This window comes from Legionella beliardensis (assembly GCF_900452395.1).
GTDB classification, from domain to species: Bacteria; Pseudomonadota; Gammaproteobacteria; order Legionellales; family Legionellaceae; genus Legionella_C; species Legionella_C beliardensis.
In genome coordinates, this window is the sequence record NZ_UGNV01000001.1 from 2,115,911 (window position 1) to 2,140,061 (window position 24,151).

Sequence of the window (24,151 nt, forward strand, 5' to 3'; positions counted from 1 at the left end):
CTAAACAGTCACCCCAGCAGGTAGAGCATGATAAGTCGCTTGATAAACTCGCAATGCATCCTCTGCTGCTTTTTCTAGACCTAAGGCCTTATTAGCACGGTAAAGCACAATCAGCGCTGGCTTTACACTGGTTGCTTGCGGGTAATTTTTTATGAGGTAGCTAGCACGTTCAGCAGCAGCAACGTATTTTTTTCGTTCAAAATAATAATTTGCTGCATTTAATTCACGCTGTGCAAACATATTGCGTAAGTAAATCATGCGTTGTAAGGCATTGTCTTTGTATTTGCTTTCGGGAAAACGCTGCACTAGAAGTGCAAAATCAGCATACGCTTGAGCTTGGGTGCCAGGATCACGCCATGACTCATCCATGGGCAAGAAATTAGTAAAGGTACCTCGATTCTGCTGGAAGTTAGCCAGTCCTTTCATGTAATAAGCGTAATCGACATTCTTTGCTCGTGGGTAGAGGTGAATAAATCGTTCTGCGGTTGCCGCAGCTGAGGGGTAATCTTCTTTCTGATAGTAAGCATAGATTAAATCTAATTGCGCTTTTTCAGCATACTCACTGAAAGGATACATTGATTCTAATGCTTCAAGCCGCTTTACTGCAGCACTGTATTCTTTTTTTGCCATCGCGTCTTGCGATTGATCAAAAATTTGTTTGGCTGTCATACCTTTATAAGGGCCATTATCATCACTCTCATTATTCCACCATGATGCACATGACGTGAGTAAGAAAATCATCATAGTTAAAGTTAGTGCTAGAATATGTTTCATAAAAATACCTGCCAACAGTTAAAAGACTTCTTTCAAAGAAGAGCCATTATACTCATCCTCTGGCAATTACAAAACTCTCTAAGCAAAACTCTAACTAACATTTAACTAATCATAAAAAAATAAAAATTTATCCTAAAAATAATTTGCATTGCGATGATGGTTGTTATAGTATTCGCGGTGGAGAGATGGCAGAGTGGTCGATTGCGGCGGTCTTGAAAACCGTTGAAGGGCAACCTTCCCAGGGTTCGAATCCCTGTCTCTCCGCCAGGATAAAATTCTCACTAAAATTCAGTGTTCCCTGTCAAACTAATAATTAATACCCATAAAATTAAACCTGCTGCCAATTTGCCTTTTCCCTGAATAATTTTTCTATATCAGAATCAGTTTTTGTAATTGAACGGCTTAACCTAAAAACATCGCGCGCTTGTTGATAATAAATACCTAAAGGCACGGGAAAATCAGGGTAATGAAGCTTAGCTAAACGTATGGCATTCATGAAATTAGCAGGTTGATGCGTGCAAAAATCGCTCACCTCGGAATTATGATCAATAATTTGCAGCCTATCTTCTTTAAGAGCGAGAGCCCATTGCTGATTTGCACCAAATACCAAGGGTTGCCCTTCCATAAGTGTCATCGTTTTATCAGCACGATTAGTTTTTACAGCAAAACTATCAAATGCACCGTGGTTGAAAATATTACAATCCTGATAAATTTCTACAAACGAGCACCCTTGGTGGGCATACGCTTGTTTTAAGATAGAAATTAAATGCTGTGGGTCTTTATCAACAGCACGCGCTACAAACGTAGCACCTGCCGCCAAAGCTAATAAAATTGGATTAATAGGCTCGCTATTAACACCTTGTGGCGAGGTTTTAGTCACTTGACCTTTTTGTGAAGTTGGCGAAAATTGGCCTTTTGTTAAGCCATAAACTTGGTTATTAAAAAGTAAAATATTGACATTAACATTTCTTCTTAAGCAGTGAATCAAATGATTACCACCAATGCTCAGCGCATCCCCATCGCCGGTAATAATCCAAACTGTTAAATCATCGCGCATCGCTTTTAATCCAGTAGCAACCGCCGGCGCACGCCCATGAATCGTATGAAAACCGTAAGTATTCATGTAATAAGGTAAACGTCCAGCACACCCAATGCCTGAAATAAAAACGTGCTGCTCGGGTGCTAAATCAAGCTCAGGTAATAATTTTTGCAAAGCAGCCAAAATCGCGTAGTCGCCACAACCCGGGCACCATCTTACCTCTGCAGCACTGGCAAAATCCTCACGCTTGTATTTGTTCATAATTAAGTTCCGTTTTTATGGCCTTAATCAACGTGCTTACTGTAAAAGGCTGGCCATTGCATTGGTTAATTGAACGAGCATCAATTAAATATTCTCCACGAATAATTTGACATAATTGCCCTGAGTTTAATTCCACAACGAAGACATTTTTATAACGCGTTAAAAAAATACCTAACTCTTCTGGTAAAGGATTTAAATAGCGTAAATGTAATAAAGCAAGCGCTAATCCTTCTTCGCGACCCTGCTTAACAGCGGACCTAAGACTGCCATAAGTGCTTCCCCAACTAATTAATAAAGTCGCTGCTTGCTCATCACCCTCAATAACCAATGGGGGATATTCTCTGGTAATACCTGCTATTTTTTGCGCTCGTAATGTCACCATTTTTTGATGGTTATCGGCATCATAGCTGACTTTTCCATCTTCCCCTTCTTTCTCAAGGCCACCTATTTGATGAATATAGCCAGCACTACCTGGTATATTCCAACTGCGCACAAGGTACTCATCACGCTGGTAAGGTTTAGGAAAACGATTAAACTGAATATTAGGTACATTAATTGATTCTAAGGGAGGTATTTTCCAAGGCTCAGCTGCATTAGCTAAATACGCATCAAGTAACACGATAACTGGCGTCATATAGGTAACAGCGATTTTAAACGCTTCAAGGATAATGTTAAAACAATCAGCCGGCGATTGCGCGGCAATTATAGGTAGTGGGGCTTCGCCATGGCGTCCATAGAATGCTTGCCTTAAATCACTTTGGCCTGTTTTAGTAGGTAGTCCCGTAGACGCACCGGCACGTTGAATGTCAATTAAAACGAGTGGTAATTCCGTAACGACCGCAAGACCTAAGCTTTCACTTTTTAAATCAAGGCCTGGGCCTGATGTGCAGGTCATAGCTAGACAGCCTCCAAAGGCTGCCCCTAAGCAAGAACCTATGGCAGCAATTTCATCTTCTGCCTGCAATAACTGCACACCATAATCAGCTAATTTTGCACATTCCTGTAAAATTGCTGATGATGGCGTAATTGGATAACCGGCTACTAAAAGTGGTGTTTTTGTTTTAACAGCAATGGTTGCTAAGGCAAGCCCAATTGCCTCAACACCGGTAATTTGTCTATATTCTCCTGCTTCGCGATTAATTTGGCCAAGCATAAAGTGTTGCCGACTTAACTCTAGAGTCATTGCATAATTGAAGCCTGCCAAAAGAGTTAATTCATTAGCCTTTGCCATGATAGGATTTGCTTTAAATTTTTTCTTAATAAAGGCGAGACAGCTTTCAGTAGGTAAATCAAAAAGCCATAAAACAAGTCCAAGAATATAAAAATTTTTAGCCTTTTTAGATTGAGCATGGCTTATTTCTATTCCTTGAACAGCTTGTAACGTCTGCGTAATTAAAGGCAGACTAATCACTTGATACAGCGCCTTTTTATCTTCTAAGAAACTGGCAGACAAGCCAGCCTTTTGCCAATCTTTTTCTTGGAAGCTATCTTCATTAATAATTAATAAGCCACCTGCAGATAAGTAAGGAAGAGAATTTTTTAATGCAGCCGGGTTTAAAGCAACTAAAACGTCAAGACTTTCACCGGCAGTAAAAATGGCCTCTTCGGCCATTGCGAGTTGAAAACCAGAAACACCAGAAATAGTGCCTGCTGGCGCTCTAATTTCAGCTGGAAAATCAGGTAACGTGCGCACATCTCGTCCTGTTAGGGCAGCAGAAATGGTTAACTGCTCACCTAATAATTGCACCCCGTCTCCTGAATCCCCTGTTAAGCGAATAATAATTGCGTCATTCATTGACATAGTTTCTAGCTTCCACCATAAGCTGGCGCATATGCCTTACTGCGTCCTTTAAACCAGTAAAAAGTGCTCGCGCAACAATGGCATGGCCAATATTTAATTCATGTAATTCTTGTATGGCTGCAATAGGTTTAACATTCTGATAGTTTAGACCATGACCTGCATTAACTATCAAACCAAGTTTTGCAGCATGCCTAGCAGCTACATTCACCCGCTTTAATTCTTCCAAACGACTTGTAGCCGTTGGTGCATCAGCATAAGCGCCAGTATGAATTTCAATAACTGGCGCACCTGTGGCTACCGCTGCTTCAATTTGGTCAACATCTGGGTCAATAAATAAAGATACTTCACTATCAAAAGCCTGTAAACGTTTTACGGCCCTCGTAATTAATTCAAAGTTACCAATAACATCTAATCCACCCTCTGTTGTAAGTTCAGCACGTTTTTCAGGTACAAGGCAAGTATGCTCGGGTAAAATTTCCTCAGCAAAATCCAACATAGCATCAGTCACTGCTAATTCTAAATTCATTCTTGTTTGCAGCACCTGCTTAATTAAACGTACATCACGCGCCTGAATATGGCGCAAATCTTCACGCATATGTAGGGTAATCCCATCAGCACCCGCCTCTTCCGCATCAATTGCAGCTTGCACAGGATCAGGATAACGTGTACCACGCGCCTGACGAACAGTTGCTATATGATCTATGTTAACACCTAATAAAATTTCTTTCATACTTCACTCACTACTTAAAAAACTTACATCTATATTATGAAATTAATTTAGCCCAATAAGCTATGGTTTTCTGCAATAATTCCCTTTGCCTAGTTCGGAGTATTTAAACTTTGTATTAGTATTCAGTAGGTCTGTTTTATCTAATGCTTAAAGGAAGTTCGCATCTTAAACAGGTTTCGCGAAATTAACGCTCTGCCGTCTAAAGCATGGTTAATTGCTTGGCGCATAATGTGTTTAGCTAGCTTTAAAAGATGTGGCGTATTTAACTGGCCCTGGCCAAGAGCTAAGATATCACTTCCTAATAAACCTTGGTGAGCTGGTACAAAGCCATGGCCGGCAATAAAAGTATAATGTTTTTTTAAATCAATTAATTGATAAGAATAAGCTTCGTGAGTATAAGAAAAAGCATAACCACATAGCTGTAATAACCTGTATTCAAAATACCTTAATATGGCTTCAAGCTCTAATCGTGCCTGCGTTTGTGCTAATGCCTTTAGAGTCAATTCATAGCTGTCATAGAATAAAGTAGATGGTTCTGAATCCGCTAATAAATAATAGATTAATTCGTTAATATAAAGGCCTGCGAACAAGGAGTCACCATTAAGAATCAAAGATGGGCCCGTATTCTCGATTTGACTAACGTAACACCATTGAGAATTCTTTTGGTGTCTAACAGATAGCCACAAAGGAATAAATGGTTGTAGCAAAGTTTGTTTTTTAGGTAAGCGCCCGCCTTTATACACGCAAGGAATAATACCTTGCTCGCGCGTATAAAAAATAGCTTTTAAACTCGTATCTCCGAGTGGCTGCTTATGCAGCAACCACGCATTTAAAGAATTATCAGTCATAGCCTAAGTGTTTTAGTAAGCGATCATTGTCAGCCCAACCAGATTTCACTTTGCACCAACATTGGAGAAAAACTTTTTTATCTAAGAGTTTTTCAATATCAAGCCTGGCAGCTGTGGCAATCTCTTTAAGCTTTTGTCCTTTTTCGCCAATAACAATGGGTTTATGGTTTGCTTTATCAAGCATAATTAATGCTTGAATCCTTACTAAGTTTTCTTCTTCTTTAAATGACTCGATTTCAATGGTTGTGGAATAAGGAATCTCTTGACCACAAAGACGAAATACTTTTTCTCGCAGCAATTCTGCACATAAAAAGCGAACTGAGCGATCAGTCACTTGATCGTCGGCAAATAAATGCGGTCCTTCTGGTAATAAATCTTTTAACGCAGTCTGCAATTGATCAACCTGCTCGCCTGTTCGGGCAGATAAGGGAATGATAGCCGTGAAATCATGAGCTTGACTCATTTTTTCTATCCAGGGTAGAAGCTGGGCTTTATCAGCCACTTTGTCTACTTTATTGATAACCAAAATACAAGGCACTGCCACTTGTTTAATGAGCTGCAATACTTTTTCATCATCATCAGTCCAATGTGTACCATCAACCACTAACACTGTTGCATCAACATCACGCAACACACTGCTTGCTGTTTTATTCATTAAGCGATTGATTGCTTTCTTTTCACCTTGATGAATACCTGGCGTATCGACATAAACAAATTGATACTCATCAACCGTATGAATACCTAAAATACTATGCCTTGTCGTTTGCGGTTTACGGGAAGTGATGCTTACTTTTTGCTGCAAAATTTGGTTAAGTAGCGTTGACTTACCTACGTTAGGTCTTCCTACTAAAGCAATATAACCACAATAACTTGTCATTCATTTCCAACCATGTTTATTTTTAAAACATTTTAACACGTATTCTAGGATCAATAAATTTTAATCTTAAGAAGCAGCGTGCAGGAAATTTGTCACTGCAACTATTATCTGGTTGCTATCTCCTGCCGCTTGGTAAATTTCATCAAGAGACAGAAACCTGCACCCAGGCTAGGGTTATTAACTATAGGCCGTAGGTTCACATGTTTCCCTAACTTAAGTGCCACATCGATGGATACCGCGGTCAAGCCGCGGTAATTCGTTTTCTCTTTAGCTTCTTGCCATTCTATCGAAATACCGTGGCTTGACTACGGTATCCAGTCTGATTGCTATATATGACTACTACAACTCAATAGCTCACCTATCTAACAAGTAACCTGGATAAAACAAAGTAAGCAATCCAGGTTTTGGTCCTGCGAACCTGTCTCTTAATGAGATGTGACCAAGAGACAGGTGCTATCTTGTAGGCGCTAAAGAGCTACGACCACTTTCGCGGCCAAAGCCAACTGATACAAGATAGACGACATCATGCCGGTTACTTTAATGCCATTTTCAGTTTGTTTAGGCAAGACAATGAGCTGATCGCCACCTTGGAGTCCTACGTGTCCTGAATGCCAGGAGTGTTTAACCAGTTGCACTTGGCCATTTTGTCTGACTAACAAAAACTCACCTTGATTGGCTGTTTTTTGAAAGCCACCGGCCGCTTGAATGTAATCAATCAAGCGATACTGCGGATTGATGGTTAGCGAGATGGAATTCACCACATCGCCACTGACGGTCACCACAGAGGAGTGCGGAGGAATATTAATGACATCATTATTTTGCAACAGGATGTGCCCCCATTGGCTTGGCTCACCTAAGACCACTTGACCTTTGGTCTCCACTTGCTTGGCTTCTTGCACAAATTTAGTAATTAATTCCGAGCGTGCGGCTTGCAGTTTGGCATCATCTCCGGTGAGTGTTTCACCGGTCATGGTCTGGCGCTGTAAGCGAGCGAGATTGGCATTGAGGGCTTCTTTTTGTTGTCTTGCCACTGATTCGCGAAACAGTTGCACATTGGCGAGATTAGCATCCGGCGCAAGCGGCAGTGTTTTTAGAAATTGGCGCAAGGTGGTGCCTTGTTTGACCACGTATTGATGCGGTCCTTTGACTTGGCCTTTGACCGTAATCAACGTTTGTTGCACTTCTTTATCCGCCACAAAGGTAATGCGGTCACCGGCTTTGATTTTAAGCGGTTTGGAAGAGTGAATGGGTTCGTAAATAAAGGTTGGCTGGCGGCCTTGGTTGCGTTGAATGCGCACGTAAGTCGCTGTCGGCTCGACATTCGCTAAGCTCATTAAGGCGGATAAGGGCAATTCTTGGTCTAGCAATTCATATTGATAAGAACTTTTCACATCCCCTGCCACCGAGATAATGTACTTTTGCGCCTTGACTAAAATCGTATCCCCTTGGTGCAATTGAAACGGGGTGACAAAGCCTTTAAACAGAAAATCGTATAAATCAACCTGGCGAAGCGGCTTGCCATTGCGAATCACTGCAATGTCACGAAAGCTCCCCTCATTTAAATTGATGCCACCGGCGGCACAAAGAAAGTAAATCACCGAGTCAGACGATAGCCCATCATAAAGGCCCGGTGAATTCACAAACCCTGCCACATACACTTGCACCGGTTGCGCGGTCACTAAATCAGCATACAGATTCACGCCCTTCTTAAAGCTCTTTTTCACATGCTGTTGGATGACCTCATTTAATTGTTGGTTTTCAACCCCTTCCACTTTCACAGGCCCTACGTCTGGGATAAAAATATTCCCCTGACTATCAACCGTAATCCGTTGCGACAACTGATACGCACCCCACATCTGAACATTCACTTCATCACCAACCGTTATCCGATATTCTGGATTAAAAAATCGTGCTTGGTGTAATTGTTCACATTGCCGCCCAAATAAATTGCGTCCAAACACTGGCAACCGTTGGTTTAACACATCCCCCATGTGCGTGCTTGACTTTAAATGGATATTCGTTTCTTCATCATCCGCGGCATCTTGGCCATCATCTGCACTGTTACTGGCGGCAGAAAATCCAGTCGCTGATAAGCTTGCTCCCCTAGCCGCCGCCGTTTTTGCTTGCTCAAGTGTATTTTTTTGTACCTCTTCTGAGGATAGATTAGGAGAAGATAGCGCCGGATTAGTCAATGAAGACGGCCGCGACGTGTTTTCAGCAAACACCATAAGCGGTAATGCAAGTAATAATAGCATCAACGTCTTCAATCCCTATGCTCCTTAACAGTGATGGTCTTTTAATTAATATAGAAAGAATTAACAGCAGCAAGAATAAAATTAACTAAGTCAAATAAGGATGCCTTGTGAGTAGGCTCCCGGTCAATTGAGGCGCAATTCAATCTAGGTAAAAACAAAATCATATTAAGAGATTTTAATTTAATCTGCAACAAATCTATAAGCACATGCATTATTTAAAAGTACTGAAAATAGCAAAGAAATTAATAAGCTAATTTATAGCATAAGACCGTTTCGAGCTTATTAATATAGTGATAGTCTAAGAGTAATAACCCCTGCTTATTAAACATAAATGTCTAATTTAAAAGATATAAAAAATTCCTTCATGAAAGTACCTCTACAAGTACGCCCTTTAAATCATGGCGTAGAAAGTACTTGCATTGGTTCCATCCATGGCGCTCAGGCCGGTGCAGTTATTTTCGGTTATTATCACATGGACTATTGCCTGCCAGGTGGAGATTATCTACGAATTATAGCGAATCATAATAAATCAGCCTCACAAATTTTATTGTTTACAAGCGATCCAGAGAAATTAAAACAACTACCGGGCAAACGCGTTTCTTCCTTAGTCGCTGAATGCATAAGGCAGATTAACGGCTATTTAATTCGCTCAGACAGTTATACCAATCCTCGCTATAAACACCAAGAAAAAAAATATTATTATGCAAGGCTTTGTCTCCAAGGGTTATCAGACTTACTTGAAGAAGAGCGGAAATTAGCCAGCCATGATTGGACTGGTCAAGAAAAGCTACGTACTAAAGTCATCTCTCTTATTGAACAATGCCGTGATAAAAATAGATTATTAGCGAATAGCTCGGTGGTTTCTGAGGGTTATTTAGGTAATATTTTGTATCATACGAAACAAACAGCACAATATTATCAGTTTAATCGCGTCTTTCCCGTCTCACGAATCGATCAACTTGATTTTACTGATGCTTCGCAATCTGCCGCGGAAAGACAGGCATGTTTTGTTTGGGATAGTGACATTCATGTCGAACAAGACGAAAAAGAACTTGATGATACGTTACGAGTCCTTTGCAAACTGTATAACCTCAAAGCCGCCCCATCCCTTAATAAAACGCCAGCTAATCGTTTTGAGCGTTTGGCCGCATTTTTTTATGATTTTTATGAAAACTCAAAATACTTAGCTAACCATCTCGCTAAAGAAAAATTAATTACAGAAAAACATATAAAAATACGCAGCGATGGCCTGACTCTAACAACCATTAAACCTTATTACCAGTTTGTCGGCCCTATCCAACAGGGGCAATCAAGTTTACAAGCATTAATTGCTCATTTCACCCATTTAAATCATCCAGGCCTTCTAGCTAATTCTAAACAACATGCTTATGACCTTTTAACGACCCAAGCAAATGGTAGTTGGGCTGATTTACCTCATGAAAATCGAGCTATTATCAGAGTAAAAAATAACATGATAGCTTTACATTACTTTGAACAAGATGGTTTATTTTATCCTTTACCAAGTGGAGAAGATTTAGTAACGTTAAGTCACCTAACTAAAAAGCATCTTTTTTTACCCGAAAAAATTAATCTACAAGTTAAAGCGTTCTTCTCTCGCATTCCACTCTTTTTTAAACATAGCCTGCATAGCTTGCATTATTTTTTTACTCAAGATTTGTATTATGATTTTGTAAATCATATTCATAAAGATCATCAAAAAGCCAAGCAAATAAAACAAGAAACAAAACCCATCCTAGATAAGCCTGCCTTTTTTAAATCAATAGTAGAAATAATGATTGGTCATGGTTTATTAAAAAATGGTCAATCTTTAGATGCGTTTATTCAAGAACATATTACTAAAAGTAAGCATATTATTGTAAAAGAAGAACATATGCCGAATGCAATTTTTTATACTAACCCACTGCACCGATTGCTTAGTGTCGTTCGTCATTTAGGTATGTTTTTTGTAGATAAAAGTGAGGAAAATCCGCTTATAGGAACATTAGCATTACTGGCCTATATTTACGGTGGTGGTGCTATTGTTGCACCTGAAGTATTAAAAGCGGTGCTGAATAAACTTTACTTAAACGGGTTAATTGCTGGCATTGAGCCAACTCAGAAACTCGGACAATGGATGAGCCATGGCACTATGTCTGAAGCTATTTCTGCCGCGGTTACTTATTGGCAAGGCATCATTGTAGCTGGCGACCTTGATCATTTTTTTATTAATGCCGTGAACGTTTTACGCGACAAGCCTGCTGAAGTTGCTATTATAATTACGCTTGCAATGGGGCTAGGTTATAGCATGTGCAAGCTTATTCCAGCATTGCAAAAAGAAATGGGGCCGCGCCCTGAAATTAATTACTTAGCACTAGGCGCAAAAGGTGGGGCAGCTATTTATGATACCATCATGCACCCAGGTAATGACTGGCTTTTAGGTACTATTAAGTGGCTTTTTCGTGGACTTTCTACCCTCGGTAAAATTGTTTTAGGTCCAGCAATAGAAGCTTATTATTATGGCTACAAAGCGGGTTTCCTAAATGGCCTTAAAAAAAGTAAAAATTTAGCTATGTTATTTTTAAAACAAATAGGCGCTGCCACATTAGATTTTTTATTAGCCTTAGCTACTGTTCCATTTTTAGAAATGGGGGCCCTATTAATCCATGTTCCCTTTCGAGGCATAACGAATTTTGCGAGCCGTTTATTAGGTGGCTTAGGTAAGTTAAAACCTATTGGTGATCATTTTATCAATTTTGCCAAGCGCCCTGGGAATTTAAATTATTTAACTGGTTTTCGCTTATTGCCTTTGTACGGTTACACCAACCCTATTGGTCATTATCATCCTAATAAATTTATCAATTTTATTATGAATGGCTTTCTGCTACTTACCTATCCTATCTTCCAGACAATTAAAAATTTCCTGATTCTTCCTCTGATTGAACTCTTATCTTTTTCTACTCGACTTCTGTTAACGATTCTTAATCCCCTTAGTCGACTTTTAGCTTACACACTAGGACTCGCAATCTTAGCGACTGCTTTTATATGGGATGACTCTGTTGGCGGCGTATTTCGCTTAGCGGCAAAAGGAATTACTTATAGTAGTAATTGGCTTGATAAGCAGGCAGGTCATGTTAAGCAGTTTTGCTTGGCAAAAATTCAGATTTGCCGACAGTATTTATATCATATGACGTTTGCGGCAGAGGATGCAAAGCTTTATCATATTAATGAAGATAAGAATTATTATCTAGAAAAACCAATTCGACTAGATAAGCTTGAGAAAACATTCACTGCAAATAATCCACGTTTTCTTACTTTATTATTAAATACCATTTCTACTGACTCTCCTGCAAACACAGATTTGCCCAAGCAAAAAGAGTATCATTATTCACCTTTATTTACTGAATTAAAACAACCAAAGCAACAAGGGTTTGCACTAACTAACAGTGACCTAACGATGTGAAAGCTCCGATTAGCAATATTTAATATAACTAGTTAAAATAATAAAACCACAGCATTTTAGCGATTTAATATCACTGACAGCAATAAGGAAATTAGCATGTTTATGCTTAAACGTTTAAATAAGGGCTTTAGTTTAATTGAGATGATGATTGTTCTAGTCATTTTCGCTATCCTAGTTACCATCGCCTACCCTAGTTATCAAGATTATGTATCTCGCGGTAGACGGTCTGATGGGCAAGCTGCCTTACTTGATTTAGCTAGCCGAATGGAACGCTATTATGCTCAACAAAATACTTATCAAACTGCTACCATTGGAACGGGTGCTGCAACCGATGTAAGAGGAAGTAACTTATCACCAGAAGGCTGGTATACCCTATCTATTTCAGCTCAAACAGCTTCAAGTTATACCTTACAAGCGGTACCGAACAATCAACAAGCAACGACTGATAAGCGATGCCAAACGTTAACAATAAACAATTTAGGGGTAAAAGGAATTACTGCAGGCCCTGCGGGTACTCCTACGGGAACGGTTGCAAATTGTTGGTAGCATAACCCTGTAGCTGGACTATAAATAGTCATCAAGGCTTTTATAAGGCCAGTTATTTCATTATAATTAACTTAAGTGATTATTGAGCTTAGCTATGGAAATTGAATTAACCCCTCTTACAGATTCAAGTTTATCAACCCAAGAGAAAACAGTGAGCAAGGCAGCACAAGAATCCGTGTTGTTGTCTAATACTGAAGGTAAACAGGTAGAATTAACTGCTGCTGCATTGGATAATTGGCTAACTGAGCTCAGCAAAGATGATCCTACCTTTGAGGAAATCCTTCTAAGTCGTAATGGCTTACAAAACTCAAGTCAAGTGATTGCCTTCCTACATACGCCTGCCGGCGAAACTGTGCGCGAGCTTGCCCAAGAAGAACTTATTGAAATTGCTGAGCAAGAAGATGCTCTACGTGAAAAAATAATGGAAAAGCAAGCCGAGCGTCACCATTTATTAGCATACATTCTCCATAAACTTACTTATAAATATCAGGAGCGCTACCAAGAATTTTGTGAAAGAGTTCAAGAGCAAATTGATAAACTATTGCATCATAATCAAGAAGAAGAAAAAGCTCACCACACGGAAGATCCTATTGAATTACTAGGTTTGCTAGAATTTGCTGAGAGCCTTGAGCATAAAGTACAGGATGAACTTGCTACAAAATCAGCTGAACAGGAAAAAATTCAGCAAGAATTAGATAAGATTGCCGAGTATGGTGAAACAATTGATAACCGTTACGAAAAAAATCTTGAACCAGGCGCAAACGAGCTAGATGAGCTTAGTGAAAAATTATTAGCTGCTGATAATGCTCAAGAGGCTATTAAAGGGCAAATCAATGAGCTTGAGTCTAAACTAGATAAGCAAACCGATGAAATTAGCCAGTTGATTGCTAATAATGAAGACAAAAAAGCAATGGAATTGCTCCATGAACATAATAAATTACACTTGCAAGTGGCAGGATTAAAAGACATGCTTGCTGTCGTAAATGAGGAGAAAAAACTTTTTGATAAAGATGGTAAAGAAACAGACTCATTTAAAGAGGCGGCTTTTATCTTAAAGCCTGATCAACGAGTTGTTATCCAAAACAATAAGTATTATTTAGTAACTGGCACGCAGTTAACCGAGGATAATAAGCTACAAGCAGAGGCGAAATTCAATAAGCTTAAACCAGAAATTTTAGCCGTTAAAAGCCTTGTTCAAGAAAATAAAAAAGAAGAAAAGGCCTTCCATGGGAAGCGACTGGAAGCGGCGACCGAGCGAAACAAAACCTTACAAGATGAAGTTAGTGCGTTAAACAATAAACTTAATCAACTTCAAGTCACTAAAGCAAATATTGCAGCACAATTAAAGGAAGCCAATCCAAATTTAAAATTAACAAACACAATGCAACATGCGAAGCCAACTATCTCCCGTAGTTCAGCAAGGCAATTAGAAAATTTTCTTTCTGAGGCTTTAGATTCAGAAATAAAGCAAATCACCATGAAAGAGCAATTACAAGCACAAAAAAATAATAACAATAAAACCTCAGCGCCAACACCCTTTGCAACGACACCTAAGCCTTAAAACGTTACACTGGCCAGTATCAGTATTTTTGTGTTTAATTTATATTGCTGGCTATACATATAGGCACTGTTGCGTAGAAAACCAAGCTAGAAGACAGCAATCTAGACAAGTGCGTTTTCCAAAGCCCAAGCTGGATTGCTTCGCTTCGCTCGCAAAGGCGAACGAATGGACTAAAGTAAGTGGCTGCTTTTTATTTTATCCACGCAACTATACCCTACATATAAGGCATTTGACCGCAACGTGATTTTTCAATCTTAAATCGTAGGCTATTGATATTTATATAAAAATATGTAAACTTACCCACCCAGAATGATTTTTTCTTAGTGTAAATAAGCAAAAATCATCAAAGATGACTGCATTAAAAGTAAAAAGTAAAAAACACACATCTAGGTTATTTCACCATTAACAATGGTTGATAAATTATTAAATTTTACTCCAAACTCTATATGAGGTAGACATGCAATTTAAGATAGAACCCAAAATAGCTAAACATATCGATAATAAGTCATTCCAAGAATCAAGTATCTATCGTGGCCCAAAGCTCGACTCTGCTGCTACTCGCAGTAACACGCAGAGACTTTTAAGAAACCAGGGAAATATGTTCAATGCTCTGATTGAACTGAGCCGAGGGTTGGAAACAATAAACGCCAACTTCCTTAACGTCAAAGAATCGCAAACTTTAAATAAAAAAACATACCCTGACTGTTTAACTTCCTATAAAGCTGATGCCAAAAAAATTAGTAAGACTGACGTAAACATCATTCTTGCTAAACTACAAGCTCATTTAGGCTTATTAGCTTCATCGGTGGCTAATGTTAACATGTCTTCTCTACAGGAAGGCGATTTAGCACAGCCAATGGAGGATGAGCACGATGCGCTTCCTGCCATTAAGCGTTTTATTGCGCCCGATAACAAAGAGCAAGTTTTCGTGGCTATTTGCCTAAACCAAGGCGTCAGAGAATGCATTTGCCAACTAGCAGTACATGAGAAAATTGCAATTGAAGACAGAAATCACTATATCAATTTATTATTAGCCTATGAGAATAGGTCCGCTTCAGACGTTCACACCGCCTATTTAGCTATATATCAATTAGAAATAATTGGCCAAATGCTCATGTCCCAACAAGCTGTCTGCTAATGTCTCAGCAAAAATTATTTGCGGAAAGAGAAGAAAAGCTACAAGAAAAGATTACAATACTTGAACAAAAACACGACATGAGTCAACAAGAACTACAAGGAATAAAAAAAGATTTATCACAAGTTCTTTCTATACTTACCGAGATGCAGCAAAAAGAAAAAACTGTTATCAATGAATCTACACCCTCGCAATCTTCTATAAAGGGGCCATCTCCTCAAAGGAATAGACTATTTTCTTCTAGTTCTCCTAACCCTGCTAATAAAAAAAATGAACTAAAAACTATTACCCCGTGCCCTAATAGCTCGGATGATGATCTTGACTTTATGTCAAGCTTTTGTGCTGTAGAGTATAGAAAATAATAATTTCCGCTAACGCGCTTGATATTGTTGCGTGGATAGATTAAGTAATCAAAACGATCTTGTAGCCTGGGTGCAGCACAGCGAAACCCGGGTTGCAGTCCTTGCGGACTTACACCCAGGCTACAAAAAAATCCATAGCCTCTACACTTCACCCATAATTTAAATCAATCATCATTGCTATGCCTAGGTGAAACGATGTGGAAACCTGGGTTCCAGCCCTCTGGGCCTGCACCCCATAGCCGTCAGGCTAAGCAAATAGTTCTCTTATCACCATAGAAAATAATATGTTTAGAGTAATTACGGTCTCACAGCAGAGGTAAGTTTGGTCCCTTTTTGGAACGTGGTTGTGCATGGATGCACAACATCGAGCCGCATGGATGGTTTCGGCGCCTCCAAAAAGGGACCAAATTTACCTCTGCCTGCCTCTACCTTGACTCTTGGGCGCTTAGCCTGACGGCTATGGGCCTGCTCCCAGGCTCCATTTACTTAGTATAAAATAAATCACAACCGCGGCTTGGCGATGCTTGTCTATAAAAGCGCTTAGACAAGAAACTTAAAGCCATGCTTAGACTTTGCAATCTAAGCATGTAATATACTTGCTAAGAAGCGCTAACTCTTCTACCATAAGTGCATTGCCGTTTGTTCATGAAGAGTATAATGACTGATAAATTATTTAACACACAGACAATCATCGTCACACTGGATGTGGATGCCTTACTTTTTAACAGGTTGGAGCAGGTTGCCCAAGCAGGTTTTTCAGCCGTTGAAATTAATACGCATGATACAGGTTTATTAAAAGCTATTTTAGAGCAATTTCCCGGACTGCGCATCGGAGCAGCTAATATTCTTAATACTGAGCAGTTAGAAAATTGCTATCAAGCGGGCGTTCATTTCGCTTCAAGCCCAGGCTTCTTGCCTGCAATTGCACAAACTGCAGCAATTTATTCTATTAATTACTTACCTGGTATTGCGACTATTTCTGAAGCGATGCAAGTCATGGCTCTTGGCTATTCACAAGCTCGCCCTTACCCATCTACTTTATCGTTTTGTGCTTTATTAAATCGCTGCTTGCCTATGTTACGTTTATTTCCAACTGAAGTTGAATGGGATGAGGCTGAGCATTATTTATCGCTGCCTTGTGTTGATGCAGTAAGTATTTTAAATCCTGAATCAACTCAGTTAAGCACGTTGTCTACAGCTATTTTTGCCTAAATCAATCAATAGTAAGAAAGCGCCAACACAAATGGCGCTGTCTGCAAAATTAAATACTGGCCAATGGTAATTTTTATAGTACACTTCAATAAAATCAACTACATAACCAACGATAGCCCGATCATAAAGATTGCCAATTGCGCCACCTAATATTAAGCTTACCCCAATTAATTGTAATTTTAAATGCTTAGGAATACGCAATAACCATACTAGTAAAACTACACTCATGACTAAGCTAAATATGGCAAATAACCAGCGCTGCCATCCACCCGCGCTACTTAAAAAGCTAAAAGCAGCGCCTGTATTGTAGGCTAAGGTAAAATTAACCATAGGTAATAGTGGCTCAGGTTGATAGGGTAGTAACTGTGTTGCAGCCCAAAATTTAGTAAGCTGATCAATAATAACAACTACCAAACTTAAGAGTAACCAGGGCCATTTTTTCATGCAAAATTCCTAACCTCATCTTTTCCAGTAATATTGTCAGTACAGCGGCGGCATAAATCAGCATACTCTGGATTTAAGCCAATGTCACCTGTTCGATGCCAGCAACGCGCACATTTCGCCATGTCGCTTGCTTTGACTGCAATAGCTAAATCAAGCTCAGCATTAACACTAAGGTCAGCAGGCTTAGCATTTAACGGTTCAACAGTTGCAGAGGAAGTAATTAATAAAAATCGTAATTCCTCACCTAACTGACTTAATTGATCTTTTAATTTAGGACCTGCATATAAAATAACTTCCGCAGCTAAAGCAGAGCCCACCACACCTTGCTGTCGTTGGTTTTCAATTGCTTTATTGACTTCATTACGTACTGTTTGTAATAACTGCCAAAAATTCATATCGATTGTTTTAATATCAGGCCATGCTGTATACCAAGTTTCTAAAAAGATTGAGTCATTTGTTTTGCCCGGTATAAATTGCCAAATCTCTTCAGCAGTAAATGACAAGATGGGTGCTAACCAACGAGTTAAAGCTTGGACAATATGATACATCGCCGTTTGGCACGAGCGCCGAGCTAGGCTATTTTTTGGCGTTGTGTATTGCCTGTCTTTAATAACGTCCAAATAAAAACTACCCAAATCTACCGCACAAAAGTTATGAACTTTTTGATAGATAATATGAAAATTATAGTTTTGGTAGGCGGTTAGGATTTCATCTTGTAACTGTTGTGCTCTTTTAATAGCCCAGCTATCAAGTACTACTAAATTTTCGCCAGAAAGCAAATGCTCGCGAGGTTCAAAATCGACTAAATTAGCTAATAAGAAACGAGCTGTATTACGTATACGACGATAAGCATCACTGGTTCGTTTAATAATTTCCTCAGAAATACTGACTTCATTACGGTAATCGGTTGAGGAAACCCACAAACGTAACACGTCAGCACCATGCTGGTTAATAAGCTTATCTAGAGAAACATAGTTACCCTTAGATTTAGATAATTTTCTACCCTCGGCATCAACAGTATACCCATGCGTTAACACAGTTTTGTAGGGCGCATGCCCATACATGGCAACAGCCGTTGTTAGAGATGAATTAAACCAGCCGCGGTGTTGATCAGACCCTTCAAAATAAATATCAGCAGGTAACCCCAACGCCTGATTTTGCATCAAAACGCTGTAATGTGAAACGCCAGAATCAAACCACACATCCAATGTGTCAGTTAGCTTGTCATAATCATTAGCATCATCACCTAAAAGATCTTCCGTCTTAAGTTCAAACCAAGCCTCAATACCCTTTTCTTCAACCTGCTTAGCAACTTTTTCAATTAACTCCAAGGTATTTGGATGTAAATCACGCGTTGATTTATGCACAAATAAGGGTATAGGTGTACCCCAAGCCCTTTGTCTAGAAATACACCAATCAGGCCTATTTTCTACCATACTACTAATGCGAGGCTTGCCCCACTCTGGAATCCAATTAACGTGCTCAATTTCCTTTAAAATATCTTTCCGTAAATTATTTTTATCCATGGAAATAAACCACTGTGGAGTTGCTAAAAATATCATGGGTGTTTTATGACGCCAACAATGTGGATAGCTATGCTGAATCAATTCCTTATGTAATAGCACCTGTCTTTCGCTAAGCAATTCAATGATTTTTTCATTTGTTTTTAAAACTGACATGCCACCAAAATACTGAACATCAGCCGCATAACAACCATTGCCCATAACAGGATTTATTAAAGGTAAGTTAAACGCTTGGCCAACCGTGTAATCTTCAACACCATGAGCAGGTGCTGTATGTACACAGCCTGTACCGGAGTCAGTTGTTACATGCTCACCAGTGATAATAGGCACTAATCTGTCATAAAAAGGATGCTTTAACTTTAAGTAGGTAAATGTTTCACCAGGTAACTTGCCAAAACGTTTGTAATTTGCAAGACCATACCGGCTCATTACTTGCTCAACTAAAACATCAATAATTAAGAAATAGTTATCACCACCATCAACTAATTCATAATTTAATTCAGGATGCAAAGTGACCGCTTCATTTGCAGGCAAAGTCCAGGGCGTGGTTGTCCATATAGGTACAATCACAGGCTTAGTGGGAAGGCTTAAGTCAACTCGGCTGATAAAATCATTGGGATTTTCTGCATAAAAAGCAACATCAATAGAGGAGGATGTTTTATCTTCATAATCTACTTCAGCTTCGGCTAAAGCAGAGCCACAATCTATACACCAATGGACAGGCTTAAACCCTTGTTGTAAATGGCCATTGGCAATTATTTTACCCAGAGCGCGAATAATATTTGCCTCATAATGAGGATGATAAGTGGCGTAAGGATTATCCCAATCGCCAAAAACACCTAAGCGCTTAAACTCTTCTCGCTGTATATCAATTTGACTGGCTGCATAATCACGGCATTTAGCACGAAATTCTTTTGCATCTACTTTAACACCCGCTTTGCCGATTTTTTTCTCGACATTTAATTCAATAGGCAAGCCATGGCAATCCCAACCAGGTACAAAAGGGGCATTAAAACCACTTAAGGTTTTTGATTTAATAATAATATCTTTTAAAATTTTGTTTAAAGCATGGCCGCAATGCAAATGGCCATTAGCATACGGCGGCCCATCATGCAGGATAAACTGCTTATCATTAGCGTGTGCTTGCCGAATTTGGTTATAAAGATTATTTGCATACCAAGCTTCTAAACATTGAGGCTCGCGCCCGGCTAAATTTGCCTTCATAGGAAAAGCCGTATGAGGTAAATTAAGGGTATCTTTATAATCTGCCATCTATTGTTACTCTCATCATTAAAATCAAACTAATATTTATACTATTAAATCATTAAAATAGCACTTTGCTGAAAAAACGTCATCATGAATTTGTTGAACTAGCTTTTCAATAGAAGAAAATTTTACTTCATCACGCAGCTTGTGCAAGAAAACAACTTTTAACATTTCACCATACAAATTGCCACTAAAATCAAACAAATGTATTTCTAATACATTACGACTGCCATCCACTGTAGGTCGACGACCTAAGTTAGCAACACCATTGACAATCTGCCCATTTAAACGCTGCACTTGCACACAAAAGACACCACTTAAAGGTAAGCTAATGCGATGCAAGCTTAGATTCGCTGTTGGTATCCCCCATTCACGCGCCCTACCCTGCCCAGGTACAACACGCCCACAAAGGCTATATGGCCGGCCTAATAAGGCTTGTGCTTGCTTTAATTGATTAGAAGCCAATAATTCTCTAATTTTAGTCGAACTAACCCGCTGGTTATCTACTGTAAAGTTAGGAAAAGTTTCTAAGGTGCACTTAGCCTGCTTAGCTAGATTAGATAATAAATTAACATCACCTTGCCGGTCTTGGCCAAAACGAAAGTCTTCACCTATCAAGAGATACTTTGTTTGCAATAAAGAAAAAAAATAAGTTGTGGCAAAGTCAGAAGGCAGCATGCTAGCTAATTTTTTGTTAAATTTAAGGCAGCAAACATAATCAACTTGCGCCGCTTTTAACATATCTACTTTTTCTCTTAAATTAGTTAAACGTGCAGGAACATTCTTTTGATAAAAAAATTCACTAGGCTGTGGCTCAAAAATTAAAACAACCATAGGGAGCCTAAATCGCAAAGATTGTATTTTAAGTTGCGCTAGTAGCGCTTGGTGTCCTAAATGCACACCGTCAAAATTTCCTATAGTCGCTACGGTACCTGCTTTAAAAGCAGCCGCAGGATTTAAGCCACGCAACAGCTTCATATCATCTTTAAATAATAAAAAAAAGAATTATACCTAGTTTAAGTAAGTTTGCGAAATATAGTTTCGTTTAAATTCATTTCAATTAAATTTGAATGCCATCAGTAGGAACCTTCGTCATGTGAACGTGAAGCAATCTAGAAGGTTGCGCCTCCTAAGCTCAACCTGGGTTGCTTCGCTTTGCGAGCAAAGATGGGCAAACTCTAGAAAAGTCGTCATTGCTTCACCTTCACATAGGTGAAGCAATCTAGAATGGTTTGTTTTTTTAGGATTACTGAGTTTAAGGTCGATCGTCAATTTCGCGGCGCTGGGAAGGAAGAAAATCTTTTCTATCTAAACCCATACCAACGGCTAATGCGCCAGCGACATAAATAGAAGAGTATGTTCCTATAACAATACCAATTATCAGAGCCAGTGAAAAACCACGGATTGTCTCACCACCATAAACAAAAAGCGCGACCACTACAAATAACGTCAATAGCGAGGTCATGATAGTTCTTGATAGCGTTTGGTTGATAGAGATATTCATGATATCTAAAGGTTCAGCACGGCGAATTTTAACAAAATTTTCTCTAACTCGGTCAAATACAACAATTGTATCATTTAGAGAATAGCCAATTACGGCTAATAATCCAGCTAAAGCTTTTAAATCAAATTCAATATTAAACAGAGCAAATATACCAAGTATTAATATGGGGTCATGAATTAAAGCAACCGCGGAACTAACCGCCAGCCGGTACTCAAAGCGCATAGCAATATAAATCATTGTTCCTAGTAAGGAAACAATAATCGCTAGAGCACCTTTAGTAGCTAATTCTTCACCTACTTGCGGACCTACAAAGTCAACCCGTTGCTTAATAGCGCCAGGAGGTAAAGCACTCATTACCTTATCAACTAAGATACTTTGCTCTTGATTCATTCTTGGCGCAATACTAATTAAAACATCTTTAGACGTGCCATAACTAATAACTTGTGCTTCTTTAAATCCAGCTGTATACAAATTATCGCGAATCAATGTTAAATTCGCTGTATCTGGAAAAGAAACTTCAATTTGGGTGCCGCCCGTAAAATCAAGCCCCCACTTTAGTCCGTTAACTAATAAAGCTCCGATAGAAATAATAAAAATTAGGGCAGAAAATAGTGCTGTCCACTTTCTGGCCCCCATAAAATCTATTTTTGAATTTGGATTAAAAAATTCCATCTATGTCTCGCTTTAAATACCTATAGATAATTTCTTTACATTTCGCCCACCATAGTACCAATTTACTATAGCGCGAGTATACGTGATACTTGTCAACATTGAAGTCAATAAACCCAATGATAAAATAACTGCAAACCCACGCACAGGCCCTGTCCCGATAGCGAATAACACAATACCAACAATTAAGGTCGTGACATTAGCATCAATGATGGTTGAGAATGCCCTATCGTAGCCCGCGTATATTGCAGCCTGTGGCGACATGCCGTTACGTAGCTCTTCGCGTATTCGTTCGTAGATTAACACGTTAGCATCAACTGCCATCCCTACTGTCAATACAAATCCTGCAATACCTGGCAAGGTTAGCGTAGTACCAATGACAGATAATAATGCGCTTAGCAAAATAAGGTTTAAAAATAAACCAATGTTGGCAACAAGTCCAAAAAAACGATAGTAAACAAGCATTAATATCAAAATTAAGCCCATACCTACTTCTAAAGAGACTATGCCACGTTTTATATTTTCTTTACCAAGCGATGGCCCAACTGTGCGCTCTTCAACCGGGTAAATTACAGCCGGTAAAGCACCAGCACGTAGCAATAAAGCTAAGTTACTTGCCTCTTTAGCATCTGTAAGCCCTGTGATTTGGAAATTGTTGCCTAGTGCATTTTGAATCACTGGTGCACTAATGACACGTTCTTCACGATGGGTAACGCGTTTTGTAACGCCATTTACGGTTTGTAGACTAGCTTTTGTTTCCACAAAAACAATAGCCATACGCTTACCTATGTTTTCTCGAGTTATTTTAGTAAATAAGCTCTCGCCGCCTCCGCCGAGTTGAACCTGTACTGCGGGTGAAGCACTTTGTTGATCAAAACTAGAAACGGCACTGGTAATTGAATCTCCGCTTAAAACCACTTGTTTTTTTAATAAAATAGGGTAGCCATCCATCATGTATAGCTTACTATTAACTGGTACAGCACCTGTTTGTTTGGCAACTTGTGGATCATTTTCTTGATCAACTAGATGAAATTGCAACGTTGCTGTTCCACCTAAAATTTGTTTTGCCCGTGCAGCATCTTGAATACCAGGTAAATCAACAGCGATACGAGTAGCACCTTGCTGTTGAACCACGGCCTCACCAACACCCAGCTCATTAACACGATTACGCAAGATACTCATTGTTTGCTCAATGGTATTTTGTCGTATTGAATTCAATTCTGCTGGTGCTAATGTAACATTTAAGGTATTGGTTTCTTTTGCTTTAGTAAAGACAAGCCCTGGTAAGTTATTCTTTATTTCAGCAATAGCATCATCCATAACATCTGGAGTACGAAATATAATATTAACGCCTTTATCTGGAAAATAACGTATACCAGCATAACGAATGCCTTTTTCACGTAGATCTTGGCCAATGTTTTTCATTAAGCCTTCGTAACGCCGATTTATTAAGCTATCAACGTCAACCTCGAGGAGAAAATGTACACCACCGCGCAAGTCTAACCCTTGTTTCATAGGTTCTGCACCTATTCTATTAAACCAGCTGGGTGTAGCAGGTGCTAAATTTAAGGCGATAGTATAACCTTGCCCCAAACCTTTCTTAAGTGTATCTTGAGCCAATAACTGTGTATCAGTTGATGAGAACCTGATTTCAACACTTTCATTGCCTACCGACATTGAATTGTAATTTATTTTAGCTTCAGCAAGAATATCAGCTACTTGTTGCTTGAGTTGCTCAATATCAATAGCTGTTTGCGGAGATATTTGTATAGCCGGATCTTCGCTATATAAATTAGGCATAGCATAGATAAGGCCAATTATAACAACAATAACTAATGCTATGTTTTTCCAAAACGGATATTTATTATGCATCATAATTCTAGT

At 39.1% G+C, this 24,151-nt stretch carries 18 protein-coding genes and 1 tRNA gene; 7 read left to right on the forward strand and 12 right to left on the reverse strand.

The window, feature by feature from the left end; all coding sequences use genetic code 11:
• Complete coding sequence (locus tag DYE47_RS09335) at positions 1-774, reverse strand: outer membrane protein assembly factor BamD (RefSeq protein ID WP_115303013.1); 774 nt, start codon at positions 772-774, stop codon at positions 1-3.
• Positions 775-953: 179 nt separating this feature from the next.
• On the opposite strand from DYE47_RS09335, the gene DYE47_RS09340 reads away from it, so the two are divergent.
• A tRNA-Ser gene (locus DYE47_RS09340) sits at positions 954-1,041 on the forward strand.
• A gap of 61 nt (positions 1,042-1,102) precedes the next feature.
• Here the strand turns inward: DYE47_RS09340 and DYE47_RS09345 are convergent.
• From DYE47_RS09345 to DYE47_RS09370, 6 genes are all read right to left on the reverse strand, one after another.
• Positions 1,103-2,077: a 2-oxoacid:ferredoxin oxidoreductase subunit beta gene (locus tag DYE47_RS09345; protein WP_115303014.1), complete on the reverse strand. Its 975-nt coding sequence runs from the start codon at positions 2,075-2,077 to the stop codon at positions 1,103-1,105.
• Positions 2,055-3,875 (reverse strand): 2-oxoacid:acceptor oxidoreductase subunit alpha, encoded by a 1,821-nt coding sequence (locus DYE47_RS09350; protein ID WP_115303015.1) that lies wholly within the window; start codon positions 3,873-3,875, stop codon positions 2,055-2,057. Before DYE47_RS09350 ends, DYE47_RS09345 begins: the two co-directional genes overlap by 23 nt.
• On the reverse strand, positions 3,862-4,605 hold the full coding sequence (gene pdxJ, locus DYE47_RS09355) for a pyridoxine 5'-phosphate synthase (protein WP_115303016.1): 744 nt from the start codon (positions 4,603-4,605) through the stop codon (positions 3,862-3,864). The genes DYE47_RS09350 and pdxJ overlap by 14 nt, the downstream gene beginning before the upstream one ends.
• Positions 4,606-4,745: 140 nt before the next feature.
• The gene (gene recO / locus DYE47_RS09360) at positions 4,746-5,453 is read right to left on the reverse strand and encodes a DNA repair protein RecO (protein ID WP_115303017.1); all 708 of its coding nucleotides are present in this window, start codon (positions 5,451-5,453) and stop codon (positions 4,746-4,748) included.
• Positions 5,446-6,330: a GTPase Era gene (era, locus tag DYE47_RS09365; protein ID WP_115303018.1), complete on the reverse strand. Its 885-nt coding sequence runs from the start codon at positions 6,328-6,330 to the stop codon at positions 5,446-5,448. The genes recO and era overlap by 8 nt, the downstream gene beginning before the upstream one ends.
• A 467-nt stretch (positions 6,331-6,797) precedes the next feature.
• Entirely contained in the window at positions 6,798-8,597 is a 1,800-nt protein-coding gene (locus tag DYE47_RS09370; RefSeq protein WP_147285929.1) for a polysaccharide biosynthesis/export family protein, read from the reverse strand.
• 319 nt (positions 8,598-8,916) lie between these two features.
• Here DYE47_RS09370 and DYE47_RS09375 point away from each other — a divergent pair, with 319 nt between their 5' ends.
• The 6 genes from DYE47_RS09375 to DYE47_RS09400 all read left to right on the forward strand — a co-directional run bounded on the left by DYE47_RS09375 (position 8,917) and on the right by DYE47_RS09400 (position 16,861).
• A complete protein-coding gene (locus tag DYE47_RS09375; RefSeq protein ID WP_115303020.1) occupies positions 8,917-12,045 on the forward strand; it encodes a hypothetical protein in 3,129 nt (1,042 codons plus the stop codon).
• A gap of 96 nt (positions 12,046-12,141) precedes the next feature.
• On the forward strand, positions 12,142-12,591 hold the full coding sequence (locus DYE47_RS09380; protein ID WP_115303021.1) for a type IV pilin protein: 450 nt from the start codon (positions 12,142-12,144) through the stop codon (positions 12,589-12,591).
• Between the two features lie 94 nt (positions 12,592-12,685).
• Positions 12,686-14,152 (forward strand): hypothetical protein, encoded by a 1,467-nt coding sequence (locus DYE47_RS09385; RefSeq protein WP_115303022.1) that lies wholly within the window; start codon positions 12,686-12,688, stop codon positions 14,150-14,152.
• Between the two features lie 457 nt (positions 14,153-14,609).
• Positions 14,610-15,290 (forward strand): hypothetical protein, encoded by a 681-nt coding sequence (locus DYE47_RS09390; protein ID WP_115303023.1) that lies wholly within the window; start codon positions 14,610-14,612, stop codon positions 15,288-15,290.
• Positions 15,290-15,649 carry a hypothetical protein gene (locus DYE47_RS09395; protein WP_115303024.1) on the forward strand — a complete coding sequence of 120 codons (360 nt, stop codon included), beginning with the start codon at positions 15,290-15,292 and terminating at the stop codon, positions 15,647-15,649. Before DYE47_RS09390 ends, DYE47_RS09395 begins: the two co-directional genes overlap by 1 nt.
• A 654-nt stretch (positions 15,650-16,303) precedes the next feature.
• Positions 16,304-16,861: a bifunctional 4-hydroxy-2-oxoglutarate aldolase/2-dehydro-3-deoxy-phosphogluconate aldolase gene (locus tag DYE47_RS09400; RefSeq protein ID WP_115304057.1), complete on the forward strand. Its 558-nt coding sequence runs from the start codon at positions 16,304-16,306 to the stop codon at positions 16,859-16,861.
• Here DYE47_RS09400 and lspA read toward each other — a convergent pair.
• From lspA to secD, 5 genes are all read right to left on the reverse strand, one after another.
• Complete coding sequence (gene lspA, locus DYE47_RS09405) at positions 16,829-17,305, reverse strand: signal peptidase II (protein WP_115303025.1); 477 nt, start codon at positions 17,303-17,305, stop codon at positions 16,829-16,831. The two genes, DYE47_RS09400 and lspA, sit on opposite strands and share 33 nt — an antisense overlap.
• Entirely contained in the window at positions 17,302-20,100 is a 2,799-nt protein-coding gene (ileS, locus tag DYE47_RS09410) for an isoleucine--tRNA ligase (protein WP_115303026.1), read from the reverse strand. The genes lspA and ileS overlap by 4 nt, the downstream gene beginning before the upstream one ends.
• Positions 20,101-20,136: 36 nt before the next feature.
• Positions 20,137-21,072, reverse strand: coding sequence for a bifunctional riboflavin kinase/FAD synthetase (gene ribF, locus DYE47_RS09415; RefSeq protein WP_115303027.1), 936 nt, complete (start codon positions 21,070-21,072; stop codon positions 20,137-20,139).
• A gap of 277 nt (positions 21,073-21,349) precedes the next feature.
• Positions 21,350-22,270, reverse strand: a complete 921-nt coding sequence (gene secF, locus DYE47_RS09420; protein ID WP_115303028.1) for a protein translocase subunit SecF — start codon at positions 22,268-22,270, stop codon at positions 21,350-21,352.
• Positions 22,271-22,282: 12 nt separating this feature from the next.
• Positions 22,283-24,139, reverse strand: coding sequence for a protein translocase subunit SecD (secD, locus tag DYE47_RS09425; RefSeq protein ID WP_115304058.1), 1,857 nt, complete (start codon positions 24,137-24,139; stop codon positions 22,283-22,285).
• Between the last annotated feature and the right edge of the window lie 12 nt (positions 24,140-24,151).

What these genes read in the sequence shown, in the direction of transcription:
- DYE47_RS09335 (WP_115303013.1), bottom strand. Translation starts at nt 774, where the DNA reads ATGAAACATATTCTAGCACTAACTTTAACTATGATGATTTTCTTACTC.
- DYE47_RS09350 (WP_115303015.1), bottom strand. Translation starts at nt 3,875, where the DNA reads ATGTCAATGAATGACGCAATTATTATTCGCTTAACAGGGGATTCAGGA.
- pdxJ (WP_115303016.1), bottom strand. Translation starts at nt 4,605, where the DNA reads ATGAAAGAAATTTTATTAGGTGTTAACATAGATCATATAGCAACTGTT.
- recO (WP_115303017.1), bottom strand. Translation starts at nt 5,453, where the DNA reads ATGACTGATAATTCTTTAAATGCGTGGTTGCTGCATAAGCAGCCACTC.
- era (WP_115303018.1), bottom strand. Translation starts at nt 6,330, where the DNA reads ATGACAAGTTATTGTGGTTATATTGCTTTAGTAGGAAGACCTAACGTA.
- DYE47_RS09375 (WP_115303020.1), top strand. Translation starts at nt 8,917, where the DNA reads ATGTCTAATTTAAAAGATATAAAAAATTCCTTCATGAAAGTACCTCTA.
- DYE47_RS09380 (WP_115303021.1), top strand. Translation starts at nt 12,142, where the DNA reads ATGTTTATGCTTAAACGTTTAAATAAGGGCTTTAGTTTAATTGAGATG.
- DYE47_RS09385 (WP_115303022.1), top strand. Translation starts at nt 12,686, where the DNA reads ATGGAAATTGAATTAACCCCTCTTACAGATTCAAGTTTATCAACCCAA.
- DYE47_RS09390 (WP_115303023.1), top strand. Translation starts at nt 14,610, where the DNA reads ATGCAATTTAAGATAGAACCCAAAATAGCTAAACATATCGATAATAAG.
- DYE47_RS09395 (WP_115303024.1), top strand. Translation starts at nt 15,290, where the DNA reads ATGTCTCAGCAAAAATTATTTGCGGAAAGAGAAGAAAAGCTACAAGAA.
- lspA (WP_115303025.1), bottom strand. Translation starts at nt 17,305, where the DNA reads ATGAAAAAATGGCCCTGGTTACTCTTAAGTTTGGTAGTTGTTATTATT.
- ileS (WP_115303026.1), bottom strand. Translation starts at nt 20,100, where the DNA reads ATGGCAGATTATAAAGATACCCTTAATTTACCTCATACGGCTTTTCCT.
- ribF (WP_115303027.1), bottom strand. Translation starts at nt 21,072, where the DNA reads ATGAAGCTGTTGCGTGGCTTAAATCCTGCGGCTGCTTTTAAAGCAGGT.
- secF (WP_115303028.1), bottom strand. Translation starts at nt 22,270, where the DNA reads ATGGAATTTTTTAATCCAAATTCAAAAATAGATTTTATGGGGGCCAGA.
- secD (WP_115304058.1), bottom strand. Translation starts at nt 24,139, where the DNA reads ATGCATAATAAATATCCGTTTTGGAAAAACATAGCATTAGTTATTGTT.